The sequence below is a fragment of the Lysinibacillus sp. FSL R7-0073 genome (assembly GCF_038009065.1).
Taxonomy (GTDB): domain Bacteria; phylum Bacillota; class Bacilli; order Bacillales_A; family Planococcaceae; genus Lysinibacillus; species Lysinibacillus fusiformis.
Genome location: NZ_JBBPAS010000001.1, coordinates 2,856,983 through 2,880,147, shown reverse-complemented (window position 1 = coordinate 2,880,147; position 23,165 = coordinate 2,856,983). Strand labels below are relative to the sequence as shown.

24 protein-coding genes are annotated in these 23,165 nt (G+C 37.4%); 16 read left to right on the top strand and 8 right to left on the bottom strand.

What is annotated here, in order from left to right; genetic code table 11:
• Nucleotides 1-47: 47 nt before the first annotated feature.
• From MKY88_RS14355 to MKY88_RS14345, 3 genes are all read right to left on the bottom strand, one after another.
• A complete protein-coding gene (locus MKY88_RS14355; RefSeq protein WP_340814000.1) occupies nt 48-941 on the bottom strand; it encodes an RsiV family protein in 894 nt (297 codons plus the stop codon).
• Nucleotides 934-1,452 (bottom strand): sigma-70 family RNA polymerase sigma factor, encoded by a 519-nt coding sequence (locus tag MKY88_RS14350; RefSeq protein WP_025116216.1) that lies wholly within the window; start codon nt 1,450-1,452, stop codon nt 934-936. Before MKY88_RS14350 ends, MKY88_RS14355 begins: the two co-directional genes overlap by 8 nt.
• 156 nt (nt 1,453-1,608) lie before the next feature.
• Complete coding sequence (locus MKY88_RS14345) at nt 1,609-2,376, bottom strand: TSUP family transporter (protein ID WP_340813999.1); 768 nt, start codon at nt 2,374-2,376, stop codon at nt 1,609-1,611.
• Nucleotides 2,377-2,578: 202 nt separating this feature from the next.
• Between MKY88_RS14345 and MKY88_RS14340 the strand changes: the two genes are divergently transcribed.
• Together MKY88_RS14340 and MKY88_RS14335 are read left to right on the top strand one after the other, a co-directional pair.
• Nucleotides 2,579-3,004: a hypothetical protein gene (locus MKY88_RS14340; RefSeq protein WP_340813998.1), complete on the top strand. Its 426-nt coding sequence runs from the start codon at nt 2,579-2,581 to the stop codon at nt 3,002-3,004.
• Between the two features lie 76 nt (nt 3,005-3,080).
• On the top strand, nt 3,081-4,073 hold the full coding sequence (locus MKY88_RS14335) for an LLM class flavin-dependent oxidoreductase (protein ID WP_258269091.1): 993 nt from the start codon (nt 3,081-3,083) through the stop codon (nt 4,071-4,073).
• 390 nt (nt 4,074-4,463) lie between these two features.
• Here MKY88_RS14335 and yfkAB read toward each other — a convergent pair whose 3' ends face one another.
• On the bottom strand, nt 4,464-5,576 hold the full coding sequence (gene yfkAB / locus MKY88_RS14330) for a radical SAM/CxCxxxxC motif protein YfkAB (protein WP_340813997.1): 1,113 nt from the start codon (nt 5,574-5,576) through the stop codon (nt 4,464-4,466).
• Nucleotides 5,577-5,850: 274 nt separating this feature from the next.
• Here yfkAB and MKY88_RS14325 point away from each other — a divergent pair, with 274 nt between their 5' ends.
• A complete protein-coding gene (locus MKY88_RS14325) occupies nt 5,851-6,552 on the top strand; it encodes a YjjG family noncanonical pyrimidine nucleotidase (RefSeq protein WP_069481796.1) in 702 nt (233 codons plus the stop codon).
• Between the two features lie 143 nt (nt 6,553-6,695).
• Complete coding sequence (locus MKY88_RS14320; protein WP_069481795.1) at nt 6,696-7,331, top strand: 50S ribosomal protein L25/general stress protein Ctc; 636 nt, start codon at nt 6,696-6,698, stop codon at nt 7,329-7,331.
• Nucleotides 7,332-7,415: 84 nt separating this feature from the next.
• Here MKY88_RS14320 and MKY88_RS14315 read toward each other — a convergent pair whose 3' ends face one another.
• Nucleotides 7,416-8,042, bottom strand: a complete 627-nt coding sequence (locus MKY88_RS14315) for a YczE/YyaS/YitT family protein (RefSeq protein ID WP_008181003.1) — start codon at nt 8,040-8,042, stop codon at nt 7,416-7,418.
• A gap of 162 nt (nt 8,043-8,204) precedes the next feature.
• Between MKY88_RS14315 and MKY88_RS14310 the strand changes: the two genes are divergently transcribed.
• From MKY88_RS14310 to MKY88_RS14290, 5 genes are all read left to right on the top strand, one after another.
• Nucleotides 8,205-8,627 (top strand): pyridoxamine 5'-phosphate oxidase family protein, encoded by a 423-nt coding sequence (locus MKY88_RS14310; protein ID WP_193832360.1) that lies wholly within the window; start codon nt 8,205-8,207, stop codon nt 8,625-8,627.
• Nucleotides 8,628-8,722: 95 nt separating this feature from the next.
• Nucleotides 8,723-10,468 (top strand): adenine deaminase, encoded by a 1,746-nt coding sequence (gene ade, locus MKY88_RS14305; RefSeq protein ID WP_328200491.1) that lies wholly within the window; start codon nt 8,723-8,725, stop codon nt 10,466-10,468.
• A 339-nt stretch (nt 10,469-10,807) separates the two neighbouring features.
• A complete protein-coding gene (locus tag MKY88_RS14300) occupies nt 10,808-11,425 on the top strand; it encodes a DUF2306 domain-containing protein (RefSeq protein ID WP_328200493.1) in 618 nt (205 codons plus the stop codon).
• A 46-nt stretch (nt 11,426-11,471) separates the two neighbouring features.
• The gene (locus MKY88_RS14295) at nt 11,472-12,869 is read left to right on the top strand and encodes a right-handed parallel beta-helix repeat-containing protein (protein ID WP_340813996.1); all 1,398 of its coding nucleotides are present in this window, start codon (nt 11,472-11,474) and stop codon (nt 12,867-12,869) included.
• Between the two features lie 119 nt (nt 12,870-12,988).
• Nucleotides 12,989-14,131, top strand: a complete 1,143-nt coding sequence (locus MKY88_RS14290; RefSeq protein ID WP_340813994.1) for an alpha/beta hydrolase — start codon at nt 12,989-12,991, stop codon at nt 14,129-14,131.
• Between the two features lie 175 nt (nt 14,132-14,306).
• On the opposite strand, the gene MKY88_RS14285 is transcribed toward MKY88_RS14290, so the two are convergent.
• On the bottom strand, nt 14,307-15,500 hold the full coding sequence (locus MKY88_RS14285; protein ID WP_340813993.1) for an MFS transporter: 1,194 nt from the start codon (nt 15,498-15,500) through the stop codon (nt 14,307-14,309).
• Between the two features lie 250 nt (nt 15,501-15,750).
• On the opposite strand from MKY88_RS14285, the gene MKY88_RS14280 reads away from it, so the two are divergent.
• The 3 genes from MKY88_RS14280 (at nt 15,751) to MKY88_RS14270 (ending at nt 18,303) form a co-directional block, all read left to right on the top strand.
• Entirely contained in the window at nt 15,751-16,329 is a 579-nt protein-coding gene (locus tag MKY88_RS14280) for a TetR/AcrR family transcriptional regulator (RefSeq protein WP_328200499.1), read from the top strand.
• Between the two features lie 357 nt (nt 16,330-16,686).
• On the top strand, nt 16,687-17,226 hold the full coding sequence (locus tag MKY88_RS14275) for a flavodoxin family protein (protein WP_193832355.1): 540 nt from the start codon (nt 16,687-16,689) through the stop codon (nt 17,224-17,226).
• 177 nt (nt 17,227-17,403) lie between these two features.
• Complete coding sequence (locus MKY88_RS14270; RefSeq protein ID WP_340813992.1) at nt 17,404-18,303, top strand: LysR family transcriptional regulator; 900 nt, start codon at nt 17,404-17,406, stop codon at nt 18,301-18,303.
• Nucleotides 18,304-18,325: 22 nt separating this feature from the next.
• Here MKY88_RS14270 and MKY88_RS14265 read toward each other — a convergent pair whose 3' ends face one another.
• Nucleotides 18,326-19,354: an S-layer homology domain-containing protein gene (locus MKY88_RS14265; protein ID WP_193832353.1), complete on the bottom strand. Its 1,029-nt coding sequence runs from the start codon at nt 19,352-19,354 to the stop codon at nt 18,326-18,328.
• Between the two features lie 125 nt (nt 19,355-19,479).
• On the bottom strand, nt 19,480-20,217 hold the full coding sequence (locus tag MKY88_RS14260; RefSeq protein ID WP_193832352.1) for an SDR family NAD(P)-dependent oxidoreductase: 738 nt from the start codon (nt 20,215-20,217) through the stop codon (nt 19,480-19,482).
• 161 nt (nt 20,218-20,378) lie between these two features.
• Here MKY88_RS14260 and MKY88_RS14255 point away from each other — a divergent pair, with 161 nt between their 5' ends.
• The 4 genes from MKY88_RS14255 (at nt 20,379) to MKY88_RS14240 (ending at nt 23,156) form a co-directional block, all read left to right on the top strand.
• Complete coding sequence (locus MKY88_RS14255) at nt 20,379-20,987, top strand: TetR/AcrR family transcriptional regulator (RefSeq protein WP_069481783.1); 609 nt, start codon at nt 20,379-20,381, stop codon at nt 20,985-20,987.
• A gap of 197 nt (nt 20,988-21,184) precedes the next feature.
• Nucleotides 21,185-21,340 carry a hypothetical protein gene (locus tag MKY88_RS14250; RefSeq protein ID WP_175423046.1) on the top strand — a complete coding sequence of 52 codons (156 nt, stop codon included), beginning with the start codon at nt 21,185-21,187 and terminating at the stop codon, nt 21,338-21,340.
• Between the two features lie 163 nt (nt 21,341-21,503).
• Complete coding sequence (locus tag MKY88_RS14245) at nt 21,504-22,418, top strand: metal ABC transporter solute-binding protein, Zn/Mn family (protein WP_069481782.1); 915 nt, start codon at nt 21,504-21,506, stop codon at nt 22,416-22,418.
• A 9-nt stretch (nt 22,419-22,427) separates the two neighbouring features.
• A complete protein-coding gene (locus tag MKY88_RS14240) occupies nt 22,428-23,156 on the top strand; it encodes a metal ABC transporter ATP-binding protein (RefSeq protein ID WP_193832349.1) in 729 nt (242 codons plus the stop codon).
• The last annotated feature ends 9 nt before the right edge of the window (nt 23,157-23,165 follow it).

Here is a 23,165-nt window from a genome sequence, read left to right as displayed (position 1 = left end):
GGTATTTGATGATGTAATCGTCAAATACCTCGTTAAGTCCTATTTAATTAATGGATGTATTTTGTGCTCACAAGATCATCCTTTAAGACGTCTGTTGGGATTTCAAATTCCACAACGCCCATAAAGCCTGGTGCCACTTCATATTTATCAAAGGAAATCACAAGCTTACCTTTATCTGAAATATAGAATTGCTGATCAGGTTGAATGGCTGTAAATTCCTCCATCAAATCTTCATCAGCCATGCCAGCACCTTTCACCCAATAGACTTTATCCTGATTGGATTCAGCGATTTGTGTACGCATTTGTTCCTTAATATTTTCACTAATAGCTTCAATATAATTTTTATCTTTAAACAGCATAGGTAAAGTAATTAAAATTTCATTTTCTTTATCGATCGTATCGTATTCCATTACAGTGGAAGAAGAGCCAACAGTATTTACTACATAACGACCAATCGATAAAATTTGGTCATTATCAGTTTTAATTTCAAAGCCGCTATCAACGCCTAAATGACCACCACTGCCACTGGCTTTTAAATCACCCACTTCAGTGATAAATTCATCGTAGAGAGCTTTGCCTTCTGCACGATATTTTTCATTTAATGTATTTGCAAGATCTTGATTGTCTAAATTTTCAATAGCAGGTACTTTAATATTGGCATCAAAATTATCTTCTGCAACCTCATATTCTGTCCAAGTTAATACTTTGACAACACTTCCTACAACAGGTATGTCTGATAGTGTTCGAGCCATTGCTGGACTCACATTTAAACTAGCAGTAAATAGCATAGCTGCAGCTGCCGAGCCAAGCAACCATTGAGGAGTACGGTTCTTTTTCTTTTTTCGACCTTGCTTTAATGCTCGTTCTACCACCAAATCTAATTCCTCAGGAATGGAAACATCTGTATATTGTTTTTCTAAATTTTTTAATTTTTTATCCATGTGCAGTTTCTCCCTTCACATCTTCCAATTGTATTTTTAGTAGTTTTAATGCTTTATAAAGACGCGATTTGGCTGTACTTAACTTAATATCAAGGATGTTCGCAACGTCTGCGAGCTTTAAATCCTCGAAATAATGGAGAATCACAACCTCTCGATACATTTGCGGTAGCTCATCTAACGCATGCTCTAAATCGACGTTTTCATAGACATCCTCTTGAGCGGGGGTTAAATATTGCAAAGTATCATCATCAGTTACTTGTAAGCGTTTGTGCTTTCGTAAAAAATCAATGGCTGTACGAACGACTATTTTATAAAACCAGCTTTTCATATAATCAACATTTTCAAGTCGATCTAATGACAGCATGGCTTTTTGAACACTGTCCTGTACAACATCTAGTGCGTCCTGTTCATTTTTTGTATAGCTATACGCGAGCAAATAAAAACGCTCTTTTTGTTCACGAATGAATTGGACAAACACCTCTTCATGTTGAAATGCATTTCTTGTTTTCATGTCCAAAGAAGCTCCTTTTTTAACATTTTCAAATTGTATACATGTACTAGACGTACGAAATGAGGGAAAAAGTTGAAAGCCATAAAAAAAACTTACCCCAATATGAGATAAGTTTTAGCCTTCTATACTGTTGGCATACGTCAGCATAACAGATGATTATGAGAAATAGTCATATGTATTTTTCAAGAGTAATAGAATGGTCACAACGATAAATAACTTACGTACATAACCGCTGCCACGTTTAATCGCAAATTTGGAGCCCACAATGGCCCCAGCAATTTGCGCAAGTCCCATTGGTAAACCATAGGCATAATTAATTTGCCCTAAGTATATAAACATAAGAAGGGCTGCAACATTACTTCCGAAATTTAAAAATTTCGCATTACCTGCTGATTGTAAAAAATCAAAACCAACCATGAGAAAGGCAAATAATAAAAATGAACCTGTGCCAGGACCTAGGAAACCATCATAAAAACCAATGACTGTAATTACTACTACAAAAAATAGATAACGTTTTGGTGTTAATTTTTTATAGGTAGTGATGCTTCCCCAATCTTTTTTAAAGATCGTATAGATAGCTACGGCAGCCAGCATAATCAGCATGAGCGGCTTCAGGACACTAGGATCCATTAAGTGGACAATCCATGCTCCAAGCATAGATCCGAAAAAGACAAATGGAAATAGCTTATAGACCGCTTTAATATCAAGCTTGCCAGAGCGATAAAATGTCAAAGTACTCGTAAGTGATCCCATTGTACCTGCTAATTTATTGGTTGCCACAGCGCTAGAAGGTGGAAGACCTACAAACATAAGGGCTGGTAAAGAAATAAGTCCACCGCCGCCAACAACTGAATCAATAAATGCGGCTAAAAAACCAAAAACGATAAGAATGACTAAAATATTTAAATCTAAATCAAATGGCACAACAGGTCATCTCTTTTCTATCATGATAATCTGATAGTAGCGAACTGAGGTTGGGCTGTAAATACTCTTTATATAGTTTTGCGGAGCTTGAATAAAGAGTTTTCATATAATTTCTACAATAAACAAATATTTTCTACTTGAAGTTAGAAATTTGATGTATTATGTAAATGATGGTGTTTTTACGTAAAGGGGACGTGATGACATGAGTTTAGCAAATCATATACGTGTATTTCTCTGTGTTGTGTTTATGGGGATGCTTGTTGGATATGTCTTTAATGCAAAAAAAGATATAACAGATCATGAGTATATTGATATCGTCAAAGAAGGTTATTTGGAGAATTTTTCTGATGTCACAGTTCGTAATGCATTTAACTACGCATTCTTTGAACCATATTGGCGATATTATCAAGCGAAAACAGGGGAGCAAGTTGTAGAATTATCAGGTGATATTACGTTTCAAGATGAAAAAGGACATGCTATTTTACAATTCGTCGTTGACGAACAAGCAAAGCAATTTTCCCTTCGTGCGATGAAATTTAATGAAAATGTTCTAAATGCTGAACAAAAACAGAAACTCGTCGGCATGGTCTATCAAACATGGGAAATGAAACAACTAGCTTATGAGTAAGGTTTTTTGCTTTGTAAATAAGCAGAACTATATTACAGTTAAAAGGGGGAGCTTACAGACAGAGAGGATGTTTTGAATGAAGTTAAGTATTTTAGATCAAATGCCTATACCAAAGGGTCATTCGGCAGAGGAAGCCTTCCAACGTACAGAACAACTAGCTTTATTAGGGGAAGAACTCGGTTATCATCGTATGTGGCTAGCTGAACACCATAATAGTCAGTCGTTGGCAAGTTCAGCTCCCGAAGTAACCGCTGCTTTTTTAGCTGCGAAAACGAAGCGACTTCGCATCGGGACAGGTGGCGTCATGATGATGCATTATTCACCATATAAGATCGCAGAGGTTTTTAAAACATTGTCAGGATTAGCACCTCATCGAATTGATTTCGGAGTGGGGAGAGCGCCAGGTGGTGATCATGCCTCTATTTATGCGCTTGCAGAAGGAAGAAGACAACGCTTCACTGAGCAATATGATAAGCTTGAAATTATTTTAAAGCTGATGAATAACCAAAAAACGGGTGAACATGTCTATGATCAAGTCGTTGCGGCACCAGTTCATATATCATTACCTGAGGCGTGGCTACTAGGTTCAAGCGGTCAAAGTGCGATGCAGGCAGGGCAGCTAGGTGTAGGTTATTCCTATGCCCAATTTTTCACGGGCAATATGTCGAAGGATATTTTTGATGCCTATAAAGCCTATTTTACGCCTTCTTATTATATGGAAAAACCACAAATCATTGTGACCTATGCGGCGACGGTGGCACCTACTATAGAGGAGGCGGAATACTTGGCAAAGCCAATCGATATTTCTCGTCTTCAGCTGATGAAGGGGCAAATTATTCAAACTATATCACCTGAAGAAGCAAAGGACTATCCATTAACGGAAATGGATAAAATGACAATCGCCAATAATCGCAAAGCAAATCTTGTCGGCACTCCAAAAGAAATTGCCGCATTTTTAATGAAAGAACAAGAACATTATGGCTTTGATGAAGTCATGCTGAATTGTAATCAATATGAATTAGCAAGTCGTTTAAATACCTATAAATTCCTAGCGAAGGAATTATTATAGAACAAAATCACCTCGTTGTTACGCTTCGAGGTGATTTTTATTGGGCTTGACTGCTTTTTACCATACATAAAATAGAAAAACCCGGAAATAAATTTCCGGGTCGATTACCACTTACATTAAATACTCCATGACACACTGCCTCGCTTCCGCATAGAATCTTAAGATATTCCTAAGAACTGTACTTTACTCAGCTTTGATGGTCCTTTTGAGTTATCGATCAATCGCACTCATCGGGTTAACCCTCCTAGTCATAGGATTTGAAGTGAAATCTTTAATAGTATAGACCACGACATATTTTTTATACATAGTTGAGAAATTTTTTTAAACAATAAAAAAAAACTCCATTTTGATACAGATTCTTCAAAAGGAGTTTCTTTAGTTATAAGTCGCTTAAACGCGGCCAGAGCCACTAACAAACGCTTGATCTTGATAATACATATTTTTTACTAAAACGTTAGGTCCTAGGCATTTAACAGCTGGACAATGACAATTGAGTGATTTAGCCAAATCAGTTGACATCCATTTATCAAACACAGCTGGAAGCTCGTCATGTACAATATTACCTAGAGCTGGTGTATCACCGAAATCAGTAACGATGACATCGCCCGTAAAAATATTGATATTCAAACGTGAACGGCCATCTGGATCGTTACGCATTGTGACGTTTTTCGCTGTACGAAGACGTTGAAGTAATCGTTGATCCTCTTCATTCGTACTGCAAGGGTAAAATGGAAGTGTTCCGAATAACATCCATGTATTGTCATCACGAATATCTAGTAGATGATGGATCGCTTTACGAGTTTCCTCTAGTGAGAGGGATGTGAGGGCACTAGCAAAATCTGATGGGTACATAGGATGCACCTCATGACGTGCACATTTCATTTCATGGATGATTTGGTTATGAATATGATCTAAGTATGGTAAAGTTTTTTTGTTTAACATAGTTTCCGCAGATACCATAACGCCATGCTCTGCTAGCATTTTTGAGTTATCAATCATGCGTTGGAATAAGGCTGCACGTTGGTCATAAGTAGGCTTGCGCTCCATCATGGCAAAGCCTGTTTCAACGAATTCATCGATAGTACCCCAGTTATGTGAAATATGCAGTACATCTAAATATGGGGCAATTAATAAGTATCGTGCTGGCTCCAATGTTAAATTAGAGTTAATTTGTGTGCGTACACCTCGTTCGTGAGCATATTTCAAAAGTGGCAACACATAATTTTGGACCGACTTTTTACTCATCATCGGTTCGCCACCTGTAATACTAAGTGTTTTTAAATGAGGTATTTCGTCTAAGCGACGTAAAATTAAATCTATTGGCAATGCCTCAGGGTCTTTATTTTGTAATGTATAGCCGACTGCACAGTGTGCACAACGCATATTACAAAGGTTAGTTGTTGTAAATTCAATATTAGATAGAGTCATTTGTCCATGTTGTTCAACATCTAAATAGGCTTCCCATGGATCAAAGACAGGCGTTATTTTTTGTAAGGTCGTCATCTTTCGTACATCTTCCTTTCTAGCATTCTATTGTCTCATATTCATCGATAATTTCAAATATGAAATTACTGAAAGGGCTATTTTAGGACTAGATGAACATTTTTTTACCCAATAAAGGAAAATGCTCGCAAATCCATTAACTCCGAAATGGATGAGATAAAGCACCCACAAGTCCTACTATTCTGAAAAAGGTGGTTTTACTGTTATTTTTCTAAAAAAACGTTATCATGGATAGAGAAAATAGCACAATGCATCATAGAAAGTAGGTACGGACATGACGAAATATGAAATATTATTATTTGACGTGGATGATACGTTACTAGATTTTGATTTGGCTGAAAATGCTGCACTTGACCGCATGTTTAAAGAAGAAAACTTAGTAGTTACTTCCGAGATGATTGCACGTTACAAAGAAATTAATGAGTCGATGTGGCGAGCTTTTGAGCGTGGAGAAGTAACGAAAAATACATTACATAATACCCGTTTTTCGATTGCTTTAAAGGAATTTGGCATAGAAGTCGATGGGACCTATTTCGAATCACTTTTCCAAAAATATTTGCGTGAGGCCCACCATTATGTTGAGGGTGCTTATGAGGTAATCGCTCAGCTAGCCAATCATTATCATTTATATGTAGTATCGAATGGGGTAACCGTTACACAAAATAAACGTCTTGTGGATTCGAATTTAGCGCAATATTTTAAAGGCATTTTTATTTCGGAGCAAACGGGCTATCAAAAGCCGATGCCGGACTTTTTCGATTATGTGTTTGAACGAATTGATAATTTTGATAAAGAAAAAGCGTTAATTATTGGAGATTCGTTGACATCCGATATAAAGGGCGGTTTACAGTCCGGTATTGATACTTGTTGGTTTAATATCCGCAATGTTGAAAACACAAGCGGCATTGAACCGCATTATGAAATTAAAAAATTGCACGACTTACATGACTTACTGAATCAAAAAGTAGCACTATAAGTAATGATCAGGCACCTTCTTTGTTCTATAGACGAAGAGGTGCTTTTTTTGTTCATTTTTTGAACAGGTTATTCAGGTATAAAAAACCGAGGAAAGGGCAAAACCATTTATGAGACTAGTTTCCATGAAAGGGGAAATATTCGATGAATACGGTTTTAACAGCCAATAAACGCCAAAAAGGACGTCAATCCTCACTAACACAGCTTCGACAAAACGGCGCCATTCCTGGTGTTGTCTATGGCTTTCAAATGGAATCAACAGCCATTACATTAGACGCAAGAGTATTTGCGAAATTGCTTGCAGCGCATGGTACAAAAAGTGTTTTTCAATTAGATGTTGATGGAAAGCGTATTAATGCTGTTTTATCAGAAGTTCAGCGTTGTGCTTTAAAGGGGAATATTAAACATGTTGATTTTAAATCGATCAATATGTCAGAAGAGCTGGAAGTAGAAATTCCAGTAACCGTAATCGGGGATGCCATCGGAGTAGCAGATGGAGGTTTCCTATTACAGCCTAATCGCGAGGTTCGTATTAAAGTGAAGCCAACAGAAATTCCCGAAACAATTGAAATTGATGTCACGAATGTAGCAATTGGGACGTCCCTATACGTGGGAGATATTCGTCAACAATTTTCATTTGAAATTTTACAAGAAGATGACTACACACTCGTGACGATTACACCACCATCTGCTGAAAATGTTCAAGAAGATGACACTGTGGACGACACGCCTGAAGTGATTGAAGCCACAGGGAAAAATACATCTGAGCCAGAAGCATAATATGAAAAAAGGGAGCCATTTTCCAACATGGCTCCTTGTTATTTCGCTAAAAAAGGACAATGCATTTTTGCATTGTCTTAAAGCTTAAATGACGGCGCTTTTCACGCCCGTCCATCTCATAAATAATTTTTCGTTATAAGTTAAGGCAAATTGTACAATTGGTCCAAGTCCAAAGGCCATTATCACCGTACCAATACCAATAGGACCGCCAAGTAGGAAGCCAAGTACAGCGACTGTAACTTCCATGGTCGTACGGGAACGTGTTACGCTCCAGCCAAGTTTATGAACCATCATTAGCATTAAGGTATCACGTGGACCAATTCCTAAATTAGCCACCATATACATACCACAGCCCCAGCCCAGTAATACTAGCCCTGTTAGGTAAGAAACAAGCTGCATCCAAAAGCCATCGATATCAGGTAGCCAATAATTAAAAATATCAATAAAGATGCCAGCTAAAAACATATCGATAAAAGTTCCTGGCAATGGGAATTTTTTCGTTATTAGCATATCAAACGCTAAAATAGCCAGTCCTAAAATAATAGACCATGAACCAATTGTTAACCCGAGTGTTTTAGTTAAGCCAATATGTAAAACATCCCAAGAGCCTACACCAAAAAGCTGCCCTTTAATTGTTAATGTGATGCCAAAAGATAGCACGATAATGCCTGTTATGAAAAATAAACAGCGCGTAAAAAAAGCTTGTTTCATTTTTTAACCCTCATTCATCCGTAAATTCCTGTTGTCCATCCAATTATTATAACAAGAGATTTTCAAATTGCCAGAAGTTTGTCATTTCACATTTTTCAAAAAAAACCGTTTAGCTTTAGGTGGAGAGGGCAAAATATAGGTAAGAAGAAAGGATGAGATGAAATGACTTCTGTACGCGATGAAATTTTAGAAGTTTTGAACCGTGAAAAAATTGGAACGATGGCTACTGTAGAAAACGGGAAACCTTATTCGCGCTATATGACGTTCCAACATGAGGATTTTGTGTTATATACTGTGACGAATAAGCATTCTGAGAAAATGGAGGAGCTCCGTAAAAATCCATATACCCATATTTTATATGGCTATGAAAATGGAGGCTTTGGTGATACCTATGTGGAAATAGAGGGCAAGCTCACTGAAGTACACGAAGAAGGAATTAAAAATAAAATTGCAGAATTTTTTACGAGTATTTTTATTGGCAATCAGGATGAAATGGTGACCTTAAAAATTGAACCTATTCGTATGCGTCTGATGAATAAAAAAGGACAATCACCAAAAGAGCTAGAATTTTCGAGCGACCATTAATCAATGGTCGTTTTTTACTGACTTGACGATTAATAGTTGCAATGATAGACATCTTTCAGGCATGATAGTTCTTAAAAGAAAAAGGAGTATAGGCTATGACAACAAAATTACAACAGTTAACGCAAAATATATTATCATCTCAAGGTAAATTAGAGGCAGATTTTATTCTTAAAAATGCACAAGTTGCCGATGTCTTTACATTAACGTGGAAGAAAGCGGACATTGTTGTGAAGAATGGCATGATTGTGGCACTGGATACTAACAACAGATTTCATGCAAAAGTGGTAGAGGATGCAGCGGGGAGCTACGTCATTCCTGGATTAATAGATGGCCATATACATATTGAATCTTCGATGTTAACACCGGGGGAATTCAGTCGTGTCTTAATTCCTCATGGTATTACAACCGTGATTACAGATCCACATGAGATCGCAAACGTAGCAGGAGCAGAAGGAATCCAATTTATGCTGGATGATGCACAAAAAGCTGATATGGATATTTTTGTGATGCTTCCTTCAAGTGTACCAGGGACACAGTTTGAAAATGCTGGCGCAACATTAACAGCCCAAGATTTGGAGCCATTTCTGCACCATGAACAAGTTCGTGGCTTAGCGGAGGTGATGGATTTCCCAGCTGTGTTAAATGGAGAAGAGGGGATGCTTCAAAAAATTTTATTATCAAAGGAAGCAGATCTAGTTATTGATGGGCATTGTGCGGGCTTACAAAGTGAGCAAATAACGGGCTATCGGGCTGCAGGTATTCAGACGGATCATGAATGTGTGACAGCCGAAGAAGCCATTGATCGTGTAGAGCAGGGGATGTATGTCCTTATTCGAGAGGGATCAGCAGCGAAAAATTTACGTGATTTATTACCAGCCGTTCAGCCACACACTGCACGTCGCTTTGGTTTTTGTACGGATGATAAATATGTGGATGAGCTGATTGATGAAGGTAGCATCAATTACGATGTTGCGATGGCAATAGTGGAAGGGATGACACCTTTGCAGGCAATCCAATTAGCAACCGTGAACACAGCAGAATGCTATCGTTTATTTGATCGAGGAGTACTTGCACCAGGCTATAAGGCTGATTTCGTACTTTTAAATGATTTATCGACAATGCAGGCAAAAGCAGTTTGGAAGAATGGTCATAAAGTTGCTGAAAATGGGGAAATGCTGACAAGTCGTCAAGAGCCAATAGTTCCTGCCCATATTCATCACTCTGTTCATTTACCAAGCATCACAAAGGATAGACTACAACTATCATTCACCAAGGGAACGAAGGCGAATGTGATGGAAATTGTGCCGAATCAGCTGATTACCAATCATTTAGTTATAGATGTACCTGTGAAAGAAGGCGTATTTGTGCCATCGGTAGAACAAGATTTACTGAAATTAGCCGTTATCGAACGCCATCATCATTTGCATACGACTGGCTTAGGCATTGTGAAAGGATTTGGTTTACAAAAAGGTGCAGTAGCTACCACAGTAGCCCATGATTCACATAATGCTCTTGTCGTAGGCACAAATGATGAGGATATGGTTCTGGCGCTCTCCCGTATTCAGGCAATCCAAGGTGGCTTCGTTATTGTAGCGGACGGTGAAATACTCGCGGAGATGCCTTTAACAATCGGGGGCTTAATGACAGATGTACCAGCACAGCAGGCGAAGGAACAGCTAGCTGGCTTACACGGTGCTTTACAGAAGCTCAACCCAACTTTAGATTTTCATTTTCTACTGACATTTTCTTTTGTAGCATTACCAGTAATTCCTGCTTTAAAATTAACAGACACAGGGTTATTTGATGTAACAACCTTCCAGCATATAGGAGTGGAAGCATAGACAAAAAAATCGACCTAGTTGCGGAGAGCGATTAGGTCGTTTTTTTCGCTTAAAATTGTCTAATAACAAAAGATAGAAAGCTGTCTCAGAATAAAAATTAGATTGGAATAACAAATCCGAAGTTTATTTAAATGGAGTTTAACAAGCGGCTTTATAATGATTGGTATCGGAAGAAGAGTCCTTAATGATAGACTGTTTTTAGATACTTTGAGATATACAGATTTACCATTCTATGATGACAAGTAGATCTGTCTATCTTGCAGAAACGAAATCGATCGGGCACAAGTGTATCTAGCGCAATTTTTAAGGTCACTTTTACAAACAGAGAGGAAGCAGGACATGAGAAGTAGAAAAGGCTTAGTCATTAGTTTATCGGTGATAGCTATAATGTGGATTTTACATACAACATCAAAAAATTTTATAGTCGACCCGACATTTTCGGCATTTCTTTCAAACAAGGAAATAGAACTTCCGAATGCAAAATTATGGATTGTCATGATCCAACTACATATTGTGTTAGCCATTATTGCTTTAATTACTGGGCCATTAGGTCTTTCGAGAGCGATAAGAATGAAAAAGCCTATTCTACACCGCTGGAATGGTCGAATCTACGTAACGGTGATTATATTTAATATACTTCCAGGATATTATGTAGCGCTATACGCAAATGGGGGTATATGGAGTACGATTGGTTTCTTCATTTTAAATACGCTCTGGTTGCTTACAACGATAAACGGTTATCGTTTTATAAGAAAAGGACTAGTTCATCGTCATCGGAGCTGGATGCTAAGAAGCTTTTTCTTAACGTTTGCTAATCTAACTATTTACATAATTGTGACGATATTGCATGATGTAGCGGGTCTTCCATATGGATTTTCGTATTCGTTAGGAGCGTGGTTAGCCTTTATGATTAATTTAGTATTAGCAGAGATTGTGATTAGAAAATCGACCATTTAACGTCGTTTCAAAAAAATTTAGAAATTATCGTGAAAAGGAAGATTATATGAAAAAATGGATTTTATTTTTTTTGATTATAGCTGCTGTGATGATCGTTTTAACGACGAATGATACAGAAACAAAACAGGATAGGACAATATTTGTAGACAGCAATGGAGATGATTCCAATAATGGTACAAAATTAAGCCCATACCGAACATTAAAAAAGGCGGCATTAGAAGCGGAAGCAGGGACAACCGTATTGATACGGAAAGGCATTTATAAGGAAAAGCTTTCTGTTATACATAGTGGTACAAAATTAAACCCCGTTATTTTCAAGGCGTATGAAAATGAAGAAGTTATTCTTAGTGGAGAATCGATGGAAAATACTGACGATGATGCAACTCTTGTAACGATAAAGAATAAAAATTACATTACCATTAGTGGATTCACTATCCAGGATTTAACGACGGAACAACTAGATGAAACAGTGATGGGAATCTACGTAACAGGCTCCAGTAGCCATATTACCGTAGCGAATAATCATGTGAAAAGGATAAAAACTTTTGCTGAGAATGGAAATGGACATGGCATCGCTGTCTACGGAACAGGTTCAATGAGAGATATAAATATTGTAGGTAATACAGTGGAAGATTTAATGTTAGGTGCAAGTGAATCACTGGTCCTGAATGGAAACATTGATGGATTTAAAATTGAAAATAATGTAGTTCGTCGGAGCAATAATATCGGAATTGATCTGATTGGGTTTGAAGGAATTTCAAATGATAAAAAAATGGACTATGTACGAAACGGTGTTGTAAAAAATAATCAAGTTTATGAAATTTCCTCTTGTGGTAATCCAGCATATGGCGAGAATTATTCTGCTGGGGGAATATATGTCGATGGTGGAAAGAATATAACGATTGAGAACAATACTCTTTATAAGAATGATATAGGAATTGAAGTAACATCTGAACATGCTAATCAGTATGCGGATAATATAAAAGTATTAAATAATACAGTATATAATAATTTTTTTACAGGAATATCGATTGGTGGGTATGATGAAGAAAGAGGAGGGACGAAAAATTCGATCATCTCTCACAATATTATTTACCGTAATGATACGATGGAATTAAATGGAGGACAGCTTTTATTACAGTATGATACTCAAAATAATGTAATAGAAAAAAATATACTAACAGCTGGATCTTCTCGAATATTTATAGCCAACTATTTTACTAGTAATAAAAAAAACAGATTGGCGAGGAATGTGTTTCATAAAGAAAAAGGGGAGAATGGTATTTGGATATGGAAGGATAAGGAGTATGACTCGTTTAAAAAGTTTACAAATGCTTCCAATAGTGATGTGACATCTAGTTATCTAGATCCTCAATATAAAAACATGGACAAATATGATTTTAGACTTGAAAAGGATTCACCTGCGGAACATATAGTGAAGTAAAAAATAGGAAGGCTAAAGCTAAAAAGACAATCGAGTTATCGAAAAACCATTTGTTAAACTAAAGGTAATTTTGTGGAAGTGTGTCAAACTTTTTTCACTACTTACGGAGGTTAATGATTATGAAAATAATGAAGAAAACAGCCAAGTTTGTGGGAATATTGCTAGTTATATTGGTTTTGTTTATAGGGTTTGGTTATGCTTTTCTTGAGATTAATCCCTTTGGCAATAAACCAGGTAAACCAGTTGCGGATATTGAACGAAAGGTTGAAATTTGGGGAGAAGAAGTTGCAGGTAATCATTCTGGAAGTAAGCTAGACGATATGAATATTAAAGGTAATCCTAATAGACTGTTGGCTACATTTAAATTTATCGGCAATATTGTAGGAGAAGACTATGAAGATAATGAGGCTGCTATTGATACGTTTACATATGTCCATGAAATGGAGGGAGGCTATGAAAAGTCTACCTATGAGGATGAGCCATATTTGATTCCTTATACGGTTTCAAACAGTGATAGTGCTGTCATTGTCATTCCAGGTGGGGGGTATGGCTTTAAGGAAATGGATGGCGGAACTACTGAAGGAAAAGATGTTGCTGAATCATTAAATAAGGCAGGTATCAATGCGTTTGTTCTACACTATCGTTCCAATCCCTATGAATGGCCCATTCCTCAATTAGATGTGCAGCGTGCTGTCCGTTACTTACGTTATCATGCAAATGATTATGGTATACATCCTAATAAAATTGGATTGATAGGCTTTAGTGCAGGTGGTTTTCAAACAGGGAGTTTTATTAATCTCGTTCAGGGGGAAAAAATGCTACCAAAAAATTACCAGCTAGATGCTATCGATGCAGTTGATGACCAAGTAGCAACTGCAGCCATGATTTACCCTGCATTGACGTACCGCTATAATGTCCCAATGCTCTTTGCTTCTTTTGCTGATAAAGTTGTTAGAAATCCAGAAAAACGTGAAGAGCTTTTGCATAAGACCGATTTATCGAAGCATTTCAGAACTGCTCATATCCCTCAATTTATTGCTTATGGAACGAAGGACTCAGCTGTTGGGGTAAAAGGCCCTCAGGAATATATTCAGTCCGCACGAACTGCAGATGCGGATGTCACTGTAATCGTAGCAGAAGGTCAGAATCATGGCTTTAAGCAGCAACACTATATGAGGGAATATCTTGAATGGGTAAAAAAAGCTTTCGACTCTTCTAATGTGTCTTTGAAAGAAGAGTTGCAAAAAGAGAATGAAAAGTGAAACCATACTAAAAAATATCAAGAATGGAAAAGCGTTTTTGTTTATTTATCATAAATAGAAATGAAAATCTATTAGTTTGGATGATTAAGAATAAAGCGAATTTGGAAGATAATAATTCCGAATTCGCTTCTTTTTCTTTAAGTAATGATAAGAGGTTCTTTAAAATTTTTTAGAATTACTTCTTCTCTGTGGCAAAATAAAGTATGGAAAGTATAGGTGGGATTATCCCGATCCATAACGCAGTACCCCATCCACCTAGTGCGAAGGCCCATCCCCCAATCGCTGAGCCAATTGCACCACCAAAAAAGAAAATAGCCATAAATAGCCCATTCAGACGACTACGAACTTCGGGACTCAACGAGAAAAGTGCACGTTGGCTGAGCACAAGATTTGCGGATACTCCAGCATCCAACAATAAGGATGAAACTACGAGAACAGCTATTCCAATAGTTGAGCTAGTTTGAAAAATAAGCGGCAATAAAAGAGAAATGACAACTGTAAGAAGTGCTATTCCTGTTACAGGTCTAGTCAAGCCAAGATCAGCAATTCGTCCTGCAATAGGCGCAGCTACTGCACCAGCGACTCCAACAAGCGCGAATAACGCAACATCTTTCTGAGAAAAATGAAAGGCAGGGCTAGTTAACAGTTGTGGAACTGTTGTCCAAAACAAACTAAAAGATGCAAATACACCTGCATGATATGCAGCCCGACGCTGTAATATCGGTGTTGTTCGTAACAAATGCCACATAGAACCGAGTAGAGCTATATAGCGTGTATCCGTTGAAGGCTTTCTTGTAGGTAACACCTTTGAAAGTACAATAGCCAAAATCATAATAGTTATGGCAGACAAAATGAATATCGCATGCCAGCCAAGAAACTCAGCGACTAAACTCGACAAAGGACGTGAGAGCATGATTCCAAGTAACAAACCGCTCATGACATTGCCGACAACACGGCCACGTGAAGAATCAGAAGAAAGATATGAAGCAAAAGGTACGAGTACTTGCGTAGCTACCGAACCTAAACCTATGACTAACAAAGCGACTAAGAACAGCAAAATTTGTTTGGTCATTGCTGTAATTGCAAGGGCGAGTGACGTGATAAGTAAAGATGAGATAATCAGCTTCCGATTTTCAAGAATATCTCCTAACGGAACGATAAATAGCAAACCGACTACGTAACCGATTTGCGTTAACGTAACGATTAAGCCAGAACTATTTGGAGACAACCCCATTGATGAGCTGATAACCCCAACTAAAGGCTGAGCGTAATATAAATTAGCTACAATGATACCGCATGCGGCAGCCAAAAGAATGGTTAACCACGAAGGAATGTTGTTTTCGATTATTTGTTTCTTTATAGCAGTCATTTTATCCAACTCCTTGTACGAGAAATAGAATGTTTTACAGTTAATAATTTAAAAAGTCGAGTAGTTTCCCTCCATAGTTAGTCAATTATTTTTATTTTATATACTAAACGTTCAGTATATAAAATAATTAATTATATGATATACTGAACGTTCAGTTTTGTAAATAAGGAACTTCAACTTTCTGTTTTTTTATATAATTGATATACTGAACAAACAGTTTATTAATTTCTGAAGAAAGGTGGTATTTATAATGAATGGAAAAAGAGGCAGACCTCGTAATTTAGAAGCACAAAAATCAATCCTCTCCGCATCCTATGATTTATTGTTGGAAAATGGATTTCAAGCTGTTACTGTTGATAAAATCGCAGAATACGCCCAAGTTAGTAAAGCAACTATTTATAAATGGTGGCCAAACAAAGCTGCAGTAGTTATGGATGGTTTCCTTTATGCTGCCTCTGAAAGATTGCCGGTGCCTGATACTGGTTCGGCGTACAATGATATTCTAACTCACGCCACAAATTTAACTATGTTTTTGACGAGTCGCGAGGGGACTGTAATTACGCAGTTATTGGGTGAAGGACAGTTTGATTCAGGATTGGCAGATGCCTATCGTACTCGATATTTCCATCCCCGCCGACTTGAAGCAAGGAGTCTTTTGGAAAAAGGGATTCAACGCGGTGAATTGAAAAAAAGTATCGATATTGATATATGTATTGATTTAATTTATGGTCCGATCTTCTATCGATTACTTGTGACTGGTGACACATTAGATGAACCATATGTCCAACAATTAATATTAAATGCTTTCGAAGGAATTCGTTCTACCTAATTGTAAAATAGGTTTAATCGAATCATCGCATTAAATAAATGACCAGGCCTTATGATAATAGTGAGTACCTGGTTTTTTATTTGACAAGAAAAATAAATGTAAAAGATGCTTTTAATATCTTTGTGGGATATTAATTAAGAATACGTTTTTTCTGATTTTAAAAATGATTATTCTCTCCCAGGGCGATATAACAAAAATAAAACCTATCCAAAGACATCTGCTTTCCTCTTAATATAAAATCGGTTTTTTCGATTTATTTTATCGAAATAATCATCTTTATCGATTTGTAAAATCATTATAAGATAAAACTATTCGGGAACAATACTAGAAAACTTTAAGGAAGAGGGGATCAACAACATGTCAATAGCCGTTATTTATGGTGGAAATCGTCCGAATGGGAATGTAGAAACTTTAACAAAATTAGTCACTCAAGATTTAAAAGTTGAAGAAATTTATCTAAAGGATTATTCAATTCAACCTATAATAGATAAGCGCCATACAGAGGAGGGCTTTTCTGAAGTCAATGATGATTATAATTCCATCATTGAACGTATACTTCCACATGATATCCTATTATTTTCTACACCTATTTATTGGTATAGCATGACAGGGGCGATGAAAAACTTTATTGATCGATGGTCACAAACTTTAAGAGATTCAAATTACCCCAATTTCAAGGACAACATGTCTTCTAAAAAAGCGTATGTCATTGCAGTTGGTGGTGATATGCCCTATATAAAAGGGCTACCAATGATCCAGCAGTTTCAACATATCTTTGACTTTATGGGGACATCATTTGAAGGATATATTTTAGGAGAAGGAAATAAACCCGGAGATATAGTTCAAGATTTAAAAGCGATGTCAGCAGCCGAATGTCTTAGAAAAGAGCTACAATAACATGAGATTAAAAAGGGATTTGGACGATAAAGTTTCCAAATCCTTTTCTGTTTAATGGACCTCGTTTGGTTGAAAAATTGTTCACTCTTGCTAAGCTAGTGTAAACTGGATTTATTATCGATAAAAGTGAATGTTCCATAAAGATATATCGGAAAAATTGATTAGAGAGGTGAGGAAATGGATATAAAGCAGCTTCAAACGTTTCTAACAGCAGCAGAAACATTAAGCTTTACACAAACGGCACAGCGTCTAGACTATGCTCAATCAAGTATTACTGCGCAGATTAAAACATTGGAACAAGAGTTAGAGGCTATACTTTTTGAGAGGCTTGGGAAGCGGATCATTTTAACGGAGGAAGGCAAGCGTTTACAACAATATGCCGAAAAAATGCTAGAGCTAGATCGTGAAATGAAAAAAGCAATGTCCAATAAACAAGAACAAGTGGTGTTAAAAGTAGGGGCACAGGAAAGTCAATGTGTTTATCGACTGCCAAGCATTTTACAGCAATTTCAACAGGCGCATCCCCATGTGAAAATTATATTTAAGCCTGTGCATACGACTGCCATTGCCAAGGAGTTATTGCAATCAGGTAAGTTAGATATGGCCTTTATTACAGATACGTATCAGGAAACAGCGATGCTACATCGAGAGCGTTTACTCGAAGAACAGCTTATTTTTGTGAGTACCTCGAAAGATAGAAGGGAGCCTCTCGTCGCTTCTCATCTTTCAACTGAAACCATGCTACTAACGGAAACAGGGTGCTCCTATCGCAATCATTTAGAAGCACAGCTACAGCAGGAAAATAGTATGCCGCTACAAATGATAGAATTTGCGAGCATAGAAGCGATTAAGCAATGTGTGATAGCTGGTTTAGGTATTACATTTTTACCGAGAATGGTCGTAGAAAAGGAATTAGCAAATGGACAATTAGAGGAAATTCCCTCGACAATCAGCTTAGCACCAATTTTTACAGACATTGCTTGGCATAAAGATAAGCATATGCAGCCTTGCCTTCTGGATTTTATTGCCATAGCCAAGGAGCAATATAAAATTTTGGGTGCTCAAAAAAGAGCCTGAACGAATCAGACTCTCTTGTGTACTATTGTTGTTTTAGCGTACCAGAATAATTGGTGCCTTCACTACGCTCTGCACGACAATCCACTTCCGTAACTTTCAGCGCATTATTCGTTAATCGCTCTAGCTCGACGACACAGCGATTGCCGTTTGAGGACTTATTCATTAATGCCTTATTTGAACTTGTTATCGTGGCAGTTCCGTTGACTTTTCCTGTAGCTGTCCCATCATTCGCAGTTAAAGCAATGGAAAAGCTATTGTTTGTGGCGTTTGAAATGATAGCATCTCGACGGTTAAAGTCATTTGTTCCTTTACCCCATTTATAATAATACGTATAAACGCCTTCCCAAGCACTCTTGCTAGGTGTAGTTTGTTGCAATGATTTATCGAGCTGATTTTGGGCATTTTTAGCACGTGTATTTAACGATAATTTGTTGGCATTGTCATGAATAGCTTGTGCATCCCCTGAAATTTCATAAAAATTTCGTTCATCCATGCGATACAGCATTGTCACAACTTGTGCACGTGTCATATTGTTGGTCACACCATAAAACTTTTGTAAATTACGGTCTTCATACTGTGGATTTTGCCCAGATGAAATATAGTAATCAAGTAAAAATTGAATAGATGAATCTAATCCTTTTTTGCCACTAGCTAAATGAGTAATAGCCTGTGCCACGACACCACGCTTCACGGTAGCAGCTCGTAGCCGATTATCGAAATAGCCGTTTAAAGGGACACCATAGCTAGCAAGCTGGTTATAAAATTCATCCGACCAGATGGCAGAAGGGGTCTGTTTTTTTAATTCATCGATGGGAGATTCAAGCTCGTAAAAGATAGCTAAAAGTTTAGCTAATTGCTGTTCGGTAATGGTAGCATTCGGTTTAAATGTACCATCTGCAAAACCATTCACAATATCATATTCTTCTGCCCATAAGATAGCTTCATAGGCATAATGATCCTCTGACACATCTTTAAAACCAGCAGCTTGTACATTGCTTGCACTGCCTACGATAAGAATGGAAAATAATAATATACCTATTAATTTTTTCATTTGTCATCTTCATCCTTTCCTGCTCGATATGTTAATAGTTTGCAGGAAATGGATAAAAACTGCAAATTTTTCTCAATAAAAAATAATCGCTACCCTCTACAGAGAAAGCGATTATTTAGTGTTATTTATTGGGCAGTATAACCACCATCCACCGTTAATGTGTTGCCTGTCATAAATGTTGAATCATCGCTGGCCATGAATAAAACGGCTTTTGCCATTTCCTCTGGTTGACCTAAACGTTGCATGGGTGTTACTTGACGTAATGGCTCTTTGCTCTCTTCAGGAATAATCGGTGTATCAATAAAACCAGGGCAAAGGGCATTGACACGGATACCGCGCGTAGCAAACTCTAGTGCTAGAGAACGTGTTAAGTTGATAACGCCACCTTTCGCTGCATTATAGGCTGCAGAACCTGGTGAACCAACCCATCCATACATGGAGGCAGTATTGACAATTGTCCCACCATTCGCTTTTAGCATTTCCTTAATGGCTGCCTGTGCCATTAAAAATACACCATCTAAATCCACATTTACTGTTTGACGCCATTCTGCATAAGGTAACTCCTCGGTTGGCGTTACTCGCCCAATTCCTGCATTATTAAATAGAACATCGACCTTGCCAAATGTCTCTAGTGTTGTATGATAAATAGCGGCTACTTCATTTTCATCTGTTACATTCGCTTTAATAAAGATAGCCTCTGCTCCACCTGCCTGCAGTTGGGCTGCAAATGCTTGACCTTTTTCTTCATTAAGATCCACAAGTACCACTTTAGCACCTTCTGCTACAAATAATTCAGCAGTTGCTGCTCCAATTCCAGAAGCACCACCTGTAATAATTGCGACTTTATCTTGTAATTTCCCCATATATGACACTCCCTTAAAAGTAAATTTTCTTGCACACTGCGTCGATTACGGTGTACTTTTATTGTAAAACTCTATACAACGGAAACAATCATTAATGTTAGGGCAAGTGTCTAACTAGTAGACATATCTATGTAAAATGTCTAAAAGGGGAGGAAGAAATAGTGACAAAATGGACACAAAGGCAAGAAAGAACCCGTCGTCATTTTTATAGCACTTTAGTGGATTTAATTAAAAAACAAGGATTTCAGGCAATTACAGTAAAGGATATTGTAGAACAAGCAGGCTATAATCGTAGTACCTTTTATGTGCATTTTCAGGATAAATTTGAGCTAGCAGAAAATTTGCTAGAGCAGATGTTGAATGGACTAGAAGAAGCAGTAGGTGAACCATACCTTTTTGGGGAAAGAGTGTATACAACGAAGCTCAAAGCTCCTTCATTTAATATTATTCATTACATTTATAAGAATCGTACATTTTTTGAGCTATTAAATGTTGAAGATACGATTCCTGGATTGCATACGCGCATGCCTTTGACGATTACGAAAATTTATCAAGAGCAATTTAACTTTGAGACCATAAACAATCAACCAGTGAATATGGATATGTTTAAACATTATACCTCTTATGGCTTTTACGGATTAATGATGCAATGGATTGCAAGCGGCTATGAAAAATCAGAAGAAGCTTTAATAAAAGACGTCATTGAATTGACTCGAACGCATATTTATGCATTTGAATATATAGGAAAACCACTGGGAGTCAACGATTGACCCGTATTTAATATCACTATTTTATAAAAAATCTCTAATCATAGCATTAGAGATTTTTTGTTTGGGCGAAAGTAAATTTTTCTATAGAAAAAAATTTTTTTAAAGAAATTTTCATAAAATGGTTGAATTATTTTTGTATTAAGCATATATTTTTCCTAAGGGAAACAAAATATCTCTAAAGAAAGAAGAGTGCGTGAATGAAAGAGTTAGGTGATTTCAAGCTGACGATTCTTCCAATGGTTGTTTTATTAATTCTTACGATTCTTTGGAAACTTACAGAGTCTGTAGGAGCGGGCATAATATTAATCCTTTTCTGGATGAGCTGGCGCCAGTTTATTCGGAAAATTATATAAATAAAGTGGCTGTATGAGAAAGAGCGATGCAATTAATGATGCAAGTCTGAAAAGGCGGGCTTAGCCGAAAGATTTAATAGGCAGGTCCGCCACCCCCTTTATGGTGCATCATGACTGCTTTTTTTCAAGCAATGGCTAATAAAATGAAAGTAGAGGTAAGTCAATGAAACAATGGTTAGGTGTATTCGTACTATCACTCTCACTTCTGTTATTCGGTTGTTCAACTGAAGCAGAGGGAGAAAAAAAGGGAATCGTTGTCGCCACGACAGGACAAATTGCAGATGCAATAAAAGAAATTAGTGGCGATCATTTACAAGTATCAGCATTAATGGGACCAGGGGTAGACCCCCATTTATACAAGGCTACCCAAAGCGATTTATCGAAATTGGATAAGGCCGAAGTTATTTTTTACAATGGTTTACATTTAGAAGGACAGATGCTCGACATTTTTGAACAAATGGGAAAAGATAAAACCGTGTTAGCTGTTGGGGAAACATTAGATACTAAGCAATTACTTGCTAGTGATAGTGATGCCATGCTACATGATCCTCATATATGGTTCGATATTGAGCTTTGGAAGGGAGTTGTCCAAGCAATCAGTTTGCAACTCCAAGAAGAATACCCAGAATTCAAAGAGGATTTTCAACAGAATGAAATGTCTTACTTAAAAAAGCTGGATGATTTACAAAGCTATGCAAAAAAACGAGTCGAAGAAATTCCACAGCAGCAAAGGATTTTAGTAACTGCCCATGACGCTTTTAATTATTTTGGTCGAAGTCAAGGCTTTGAAGTGCGTGGCTTACAAGGGTTAAGTACGGATTCAGAGTACGGAGTCAAAGACGTTCAGGAAATGGTTGATTTCTTAGTCGCTCATAAAATCAAGGCAATTTTTATCGAATCTAGTGTGTCTGATAAAGCGATGAAGGCGGTTATTGAAGGGGCTAAAGAAAAGGGACATGACATTGTGATCGGTGGAGAACTATTTTCGGATGCAATGGGTGCGGAAGGCACAACAGAAGGTACGTATATAGGGATGTATCAATATAACATCGACACGATTGTCGATGCATTAAAGTAGGTGGATAAAATGTATGCATTAACAGTGGAAAATCTTTCAGTAGCTTATGATAAGAAAACAGTATTGGAAAATGCCTGTGTGACAGTTCCTAAAGGTCATTTGGCTGCGATTATCGGCCCAAATGGCGCCGGAAAATCAACGTTTTTAAAGGCTATCTTAAATCAACTTCCTAATAAAGTCGGGAAAGTAGAAATTTTAGGAAAAGTATTTGAGCCAAAAAGTTTAGTAGTTGGGTATGTACCACAGCGAAATGCGGTTGATTGGGATTTCCCTACAAATGCTCTCGATGTCGTGTTGATGGGGAGATATGGCCATACAGGTTTATTTAAAAGACCGACGAAGCAAGATAAACTAGTCGCTCGGCAGGCACTAGCAAGTGTAGGGATGCTAGACTTTGCAGAGCGTTCTATAGGACAGCTTTCGGGTGGACAGCAGCAGCGTGTATTCCTAGCAAGAGCTCTAGCACAAAATGCAGATATTTATTTCTTAGATGAGCCATTTGCTGGCGTAGATGCTGCAACAGAAAAAACGATCATTGATATTTTAAAAGAATTAAAGGCTCAGGGAAAAAGTATTTTTGTCGTGCATCACGATCTTCAAACGGTCAAAGAATATTTTGATTATACAATTCTACTAAACAAAACGATACTAGCATCAGGTGCAACAGAAGATGTTTTTACACCAGAACAATTGCAAAAAACATATGGTGGTAAACTATTCATGATGCAGCATGCGTAGGGAGGGTTC